We start from the raw sequence: 6,142 nt of genomic DNA on the forward strand, positions 1-6,142 counted from the left end.
TGGCTGCCCGGCGTTGGCGTCTGGCCGCCAGCTCGCTGGCGGCCGTGCTGGTGGCAGCCGCGCCGGGCACCTTAACGGGATGCTCCGGCAGCGCCGCCGGGCAGATCGACTACATCGTCGACGGCACACTGGCCACCTACAACAGCAACACCGTCACCGGCGCCGCCTCCGCGGGTGCGCAAGCGTTCGCCCGCACACTGACCGGATTCGGCTACCACGGCCCCGACGGTCAGGTCGTCGCCGACCGTGACTTCGGTGCGATCTCGATGGTGGGTGGTTCGCCGCTGGTGCTCGACTACCAGATTGCCGACAACGCCGTTTACTCCGACGGTAAGCCGGTCACCTGCGACGACCTGGTGCTGGCGTGGGCAGCCCAATCCGGTCGGTTTCCCGGCTTCGATGCCGCGAACCAGGCCGGCTATGTCGACATCTCCGGCATCGACTGCCAACCGGGACAGAAGAAAGCCCGAGTGTCGTTTGACCCCGACCGCAACGTCGTCGACTACAACCAGCTGTTCGCGGGGACCACGATGATGCCGTCGCATGTCATCGCCGACGAGCTGGGGATTGACGTCACCACCGCGCTGATGCGCCACGACGTGCCGGCCATCGGGCGCATCGCGCAGCTGTGGAACACCACCTGGGACCTCAAACCCGGCATTGAGCCGGGCACCGTCGCCAAGCATTTCCCGTCGTCGGGGCCGTACAAGATCGAATCGGTGTTGGACGGCGGGGCGGTGGTGCTGGTCGCGAACGACCGCTGGTGGGGTGCCAAGCCGATGACCAAGCGGGTCACCGTGTGGCCGGAGAAAGTCGACATCCAAGATCGCGTCAACGACAAGAGCGCCGACGTCGTCGACGTCGCGGACGGCTCGTCGGGAACGCTGGCCACCCCGGACACGTACCGCCGCACCGATTCCGCATCGGACGGCATCGAACAGCTGATCTTCGCGCCACGCGGCCCGCTTTCCGACGTCGCCGCGCGCCGGGCGGTGGCCTCGTGCACACCGCGTGACGCGATCGCGCGCGACGCCCGGACACCAATCACCAACGCGCGGCTGCACACCGCGGCCGAAGACACCATCGGACGGGCGGAGAACGTTCCGGAGGCGGGCCAGTATCTGAAGTCGAACCCCGACGCCGCGCGCGGCGCGCTGGGCGGAAAGCCGCTGACCGTGCGGATCGGCTATCGGGCGCCCAACGCGCGGTTGGCCGCGATCGTCGGCGCGATCGCCAAGGCCTGCGCCCCAGCCGGCATCACGGTCTCCGGCGTCACCTCCGACTCGACCGGCCCGCAGACGTTGCGGGACGGGAAGATCGACGTGTTATTGGCCAGCACCGGCGGCGCGACCGGCAGCGGCTCGACCGGGTCGTCGGCCATAGACGCCTACGCCCTGCATACCGGCAACGGCAACAACCTGTCCGGGTATACCAACGGTCAGATCGACGGAATCATCAGCGCGCTGGCGGTGTCGGCCGACCCCGCCGAGCTGGTCCGGTTGCTGGCGCAGAGCGCGCCGGTGCTGTGGGGCGATATGCCGACGTTGCCGCTGTATCGCCAGCAGCGGACCTTGCTGGCGTCGAAGAAGATGTACGCCGTCGGCAGCAACCCGAGCCGCTGGGGCGCCGGCTGGAATATGGATCGATGGGTCCTGGTGCGGTGACTGCCGCGGGCCACGATTCGGTGGCTGACCTCATCGCGTCGCTGACCCGGGAGGTCGCAGATTTCCCAACGGCCGGAGTCGAGTTCAAAGATTTAACCCCGCTGTTCGCCGACCGCCGGGGCTTGGCCGCAGTGACCGACGCGCTGGCCGGTGTGGCATCCGGCGCCGACCTGATCGCCGGTATCGACGCGCGCGGGTTTCTGATCGGCGGCGCCCTCGCGATCCGGCTGGGCACCGGCGTGCTGGCCATTCGCAAGGGTGGCAAGTTGCCGCCGCCGGTGCGCGCCACGGAGTACCAGCTGGAATACGGCACCGCCCGCCTGGAGATTCCCGCCGAGGGGATCGAATTGGCCGGTCGCAACGTTGTGATCGTGGACGACGTGCTGGCCACCGGAGGCACGGTGGCCGCGGCGCACCGGTTGCTCGAGCAAGCCGGTGCCCGGGTGACGACGGCCGCGGTGGTGTTGGAACTGACCGCGCTGGGCGGTCGCAACTTGGTGGCGCCGCTGCCGGTGCACAGCTTGCACCGCGTCTAGCTATACGTGACGAGACACACGCTCGCTGCGAAACAAAGCCGACGCGCCGCAGCCGCGACGTCGACCACATGACGATGTGCCCGCCTCCCAGCGACAGTCTCGACTGGACGCGAAACTCCCTATCAAGCAACGACTTTCGATTTCCACAACGAAAGCGACATGGCGTGAAGTTGTCGCTGTGAGGCGGGCGCATCGTCGTATTCCGCCCAGGTAGTGGCCTATGTGACAGATGGGGCTAACGGCTCCCCGAGGAGTCAGAGGTGACGGTCGACGTCCATTCGTTGGTGTGCGACGCGCACGACGTCGATGACGCGTTCGGCGCTGACCCGATAGAACAGCGTGTGTGATGCGGCAACAAGCTTGCGATAGCCGGGACGGATCTCGTCGCAGGCCCGGCCGATTCGTGGATTCGCGGCGCGCTCGATAGCGCGTTGAAGTTCGCGCAGGTACTCCTCTGCCTGGTCGACGCCCCAGTGGTCGTGGGTGTAGTCCCAGATCTGCTCCAGGTCTGTTTGCGCGGCAGGTGAGAGGAGGTATCGGCTCACCGCTTGCGCGACTGCTCGGCCCGCTTGCGGCCGAGGAAGGCATCGAAGTCGAACGGTGTCGACACGCCGCTGCGTTCGCCTGCGGCTAGGGCTTCACGCAGTGCCCGCAGCTGAGTTTCGCGGTCCTCGAGCAGCCGCAATGCGGAGCGGACGACGTCACTGGCCGACCGGTAGCGGCCCGCGGCGACCTCGCTGTCGATGAAGGCGCTGTAATGCTCGTCGAGACTGAAGGACGTGTTCTTACCCACCGGGCCATGATACCAATCATTGGTATTGCAGCGCCCGCGACGAGACACACGAAAAGGAAGCTCAGCCAAAATCGGGGATATCCTTGGACGGCGGACGGCGGAGGTGACGAAAGTGGCGGACGACAAAGGGACGGCGGTCCAGCCGCCCACCGAACCGCTGCAGGTCGCCGGCTTTCCTTCGCTCGCCGAGCCTTCCCCCGCCGAGCCTACGGCGACCGAGCCCGCGATCAGCCTCAAGACGTCCAGCAGCGCCTCGCGTCGGGTTCGGGCCCGGTTGGCGCGGCGGATGACGGCGCAGCGCAGCGCGCTCAGCCCGGTGCTCGAACCATTGGTGGCGGTGCACCGCGAGGTCTACCCGAAGGCCGACCTGTCGTTGTTGCAGCGGGCCTATGAGGTCGCCGAGCAGCGGCACGCCACTCAACTGCGGCACTCCGGGGACCCGTACATCACCCACCCGCTGGCGGTGGCCAACATCCTCGCCGAGTTGGGCATGGACACCACCACGCTGGTGGCGGCCCTGCTGCATGACACCGTCGAGGACACCGGCTACACACTGGATGCACTGTCCAGCGATTTCGGCGAAGAGGTCGGCCATCTTGTCGACGGCGTGACCAAGCTGGACCGGGTGGTGCTGGGCAGCGCCGCCGAAGGCGAGACGATCCGCAAGATGATCACCGCCATGGCGCGCGATCCGCGGGTGCTGGTGATCAAGGTCGCCGACCGGCTGCACAACATGCGGACGATGCGCTTCCTGCCGCCGGAGAAGCAGGCCCGCAAGGCCCGCGAAACACTGGAAGTCATTGCGCCGCTGGCACATCGGCTGGGGATGGCCACGGTCAAGTGGGAACTGGAGGATCTCTCGTTTGCGATCCTGCATCCCAAGAAGTACGAGGAGATCGTGCGGCTGGTCGCCGGCCGAGCGCCGTCGCGAGACACCTACCTCGCCAAGGTGCGCGCCGAGATCGTCGCCACCCTCAACGCGTCCAAGATCAACGCGGTGGTCGAGGGACGGCCCAAGCACTATTGGTCGATCTATCAGAAGATGATCGTCCGGGGCCGCGACTTCGACGACATCCACGACCTGGTCGGAGTCCGCATCTTGTGCGACGAGGTCCGGGACTGTTATGCCGCTGTGGGCGTGGTGCATTCGCTGTGGCAGCCGATGGCCGGCCGGTTCAAGGACTACATCGCCCAGCCGCGCTACAGCGTCTACCAGTCGCTGCACACCACCGTCGTCGGCCCGGAGGGCAAACCGCTAGAGATCCAGATCCGCACCCGCGATATGCACCGCACCGCCGAATACGGCATCGCGGCGCACTGGCGCTACAAAGAAGCCAAGGGCCGCAACGGAGTTCCGCATGCTCTCGCGGCCGCCGAAATCGACGACATGGCCTGGATGCGTCAGCTGCTCGACTGGCAAAGAGAGGCGGCCGACCCCGGCGAGTTCCTCGAGTCACTGCGTTACGACCTTGCGGTACAAGAGATTTTTGTGTTCACCCCGAAAGGTGATGTGATCACGCTGCCCACCGGGTCGACGCCGGTGGACTTCGCCTATGCCGTGCACACCGAGGTTGGTCACCGATGCATCGGTGCTCGGGTGAACGGGAGACTGGTGGCGCTGGAACGCAATCTGGAGAACGGCGAAGTCGTCGAGGTTTTCACGTCCAAGGCGTCCAACGCCGGGCCATCGCGGGATTGGCAGCAGTTCGTGGTGTCACCGCGCGCCAAAGCAAAGATTCGCCAGTGGTTCGCCAAGGAGCGCCGCGAGGAGGCGCTGGAAACCGGCAAAGAAGCGATCACCCGCGAAGTTCGCCGCGGCGGACTTCCGTTGCAGCGCTTGGTCAACGGCGGGTCCATGGCGGCGGTGGCCAACGAGCTGCACTACGCGGACGTATCGGCGCTCTACACCGCAGTCGGCGAGGGTCACGTATCGGCCAAGCACGTTGTGCAGCGGCTGGTTGCCGAGCTCGGCGGTATCGACCAGGCGGAGGAGGATCTCGCCGAACGGTCCACCCCGGCGACCATGCCGCGGCGCCCACGCAGCACCGACGATGTCGGGGTGGCGGTGCCCGGCGCCCCGGGCGTCTTGACCAAGCTCGCCAAGTGCTGCACGCCGGTGCCGGGCGATCAGATCATGGGGTTCGTCACCCGCGGTGGCGGAGTCAGCGTGCACCGCACCGACTGCACCAACGCCGCATCGCTGCAGCAGCAGGCCGAACGCATCATCGAGGTGCAATGGGCACCGTCGCCGTCGTCGGTGTTCCTGGTGGCCATCCAGGTCGAGGCGCTCGACCGGCACCGGCTGCTGTCGGATGTCACGCGCGTGCTGGCCGATGAGAAAGTCAACATTCTCTCCGCGTCGGTGACCACATCCGGTGATCGGGTGGCGATCAGCCGGTTCACTTTCGAGATGGGCGACCCCAAGCATCTGGGGCATCTGCTGGACGTGGTCCGCACTGTCGAAGGGGTCTACGACGTCTATCGCGTGACGTCCGCGGCTTAACTCGCGACACTGATGGCTAGCGCAGGCGCGCCGATGTGATGGTGACTTCGGTGGCGGGCGTTCCGTCATCGCCACCGCCGGCGACGCCGGCCGCAGCGATCTTGTCCAACGTCGCCAGGCCGGTGGCGTCGATGGTGCCGAATACCGTGTATGCCGGCGGCAACTGCGAGTTGCGGTAGACCATGAAAAACTGGCTGCCGTTGGTGTTCGGTCCGGCATTGGCCATCGCCAGCGTGCCCCGCGGATACATCACCGGCTTCTTCAGTGCCGGATCGCCGGGCGGATACTGGTCGACCGGGTATTCGTCGGCGAACTGATAGCCCGGGCCACCGGTGCCGTCGCCTCTGGCGTCACCGCACTGCAATACCGACAATCCCGGTGAGGTGGTCAGCCGGTGGCATTGGGTGTCGTCGAAGAATTTCTGCTGCACCAGGCTGACGAAACTGTGCACAGTGCAAGGGGATTCGTTGTTCGCCAGCCGCAGGCCGATCTTGCCCCGGTCGGTGACAATGTTCACGCCGACCTGAGCGGGATCGGTCGACACTTGGCCGGTCTCGGGCAGGGTCACCGGCTTGCTGGCGGCATCGACGGACAGCGGGTACTCGCAGTCAGCGCCCAGACCGGCGGAGGGCACGAACGGCGGCAG

6 protein-coding genes are annotated in these 6,142 nt (G+C 66.6%); 3 read left to right on the forward strand and 3 right to left on the reverse strand.

Annotation, left to right across the window (positions count from 1 at the left end):
* Window positions 1-20 precede the first annotated feature (20 nt).
* Together WAN71_RS27085 and WAN71_RS27090 are read left to right on the forward strand one after the other, a co-directional pair.
* On the forward strand, window positions 21-1,664 hold the full coding sequence (locus WAN71_RS27085) for an ABC transporter substrate-binding protein (protein WP_422228280.1): 1,644 nt from the start codon (window positions 21-23) through the stop codon (window positions 1,662-1,664).
* Window positions 1,646-2,200: an adenine phosphoribosyltransferase gene (locus WAN71_RS27090; RefSeq protein WP_422228275.1), complete on the forward strand. Its 555-nt coding sequence runs from the start codon at window positions 1,646-1,648 to the stop codon at window positions 2,198-2,200. The genes WAN71_RS27085 and WAN71_RS27090 overlap by 19 nt, the downstream gene beginning before the upstream one ends.
* A gap of 254 nt (window positions 2,201-2,454) precedes the next feature.
* Here WAN71_RS27090 and WAN71_RS27095 read toward each other — a convergent pair whose 3' ends face one another.
* Window positions 2,455-2,745, reverse strand: coding sequence for a type II toxin-antitoxin system RelE/ParE family toxin (locus WAN71_RS27095; protein WP_422228276.1), 291 nt, complete (start codon window positions 2,743-2,745; stop codon window positions 2,455-2,457).
* Window positions 2,742-2,993: a type II toxin-antitoxin system ParD family antitoxin gene (locus WAN71_RS27100; RefSeq protein WP_422228277.1), complete on the reverse strand. Its 252-nt coding sequence runs from the start codon at window positions 2,991-2,993 to the stop codon at window positions 2,742-2,744. The genes WAN71_RS27095 and WAN71_RS27100 overlap by 4 nt, the downstream gene beginning before the upstream one ends.
* A 112-nt stretch (window positions 2,994-3,105) precedes the next feature.
* Between WAN71_RS27100 and WAN71_RS27105 the strand changes: the two genes are divergently transcribed.
* Window positions 3,106-5,496, forward strand: coding sequence for a RelA/SpoT family protein (locus WAN71_RS27105; protein ID WP_422228278.1), 2,391 nt, complete (start codon window positions 3,106-3,108; stop codon window positions 5,494-5,496).
* A 16-nt stretch (window positions 5,497-5,512) separates the two neighbouring features.
* Here WAN71_RS27105 and WAN71_RS27110 read toward each other — a convergent pair.
* Window positions 5,513-6,142, reverse strand: a 630-nt coding sequence (locus WAN71_RS27110) for a peptidylprolyl isomerase (RefSeq protein ID WP_422228279.1), incomplete at its 5' end; no start/stop codon positions are given.

This window comes from Mycobacterium sp. (assembly GCF_049280035.1).
GTDB lineage: Bacteria > Actinomycetota > Actinomycetes > Mycobacteriales > Mycobacteriaceae > Mycobacterium.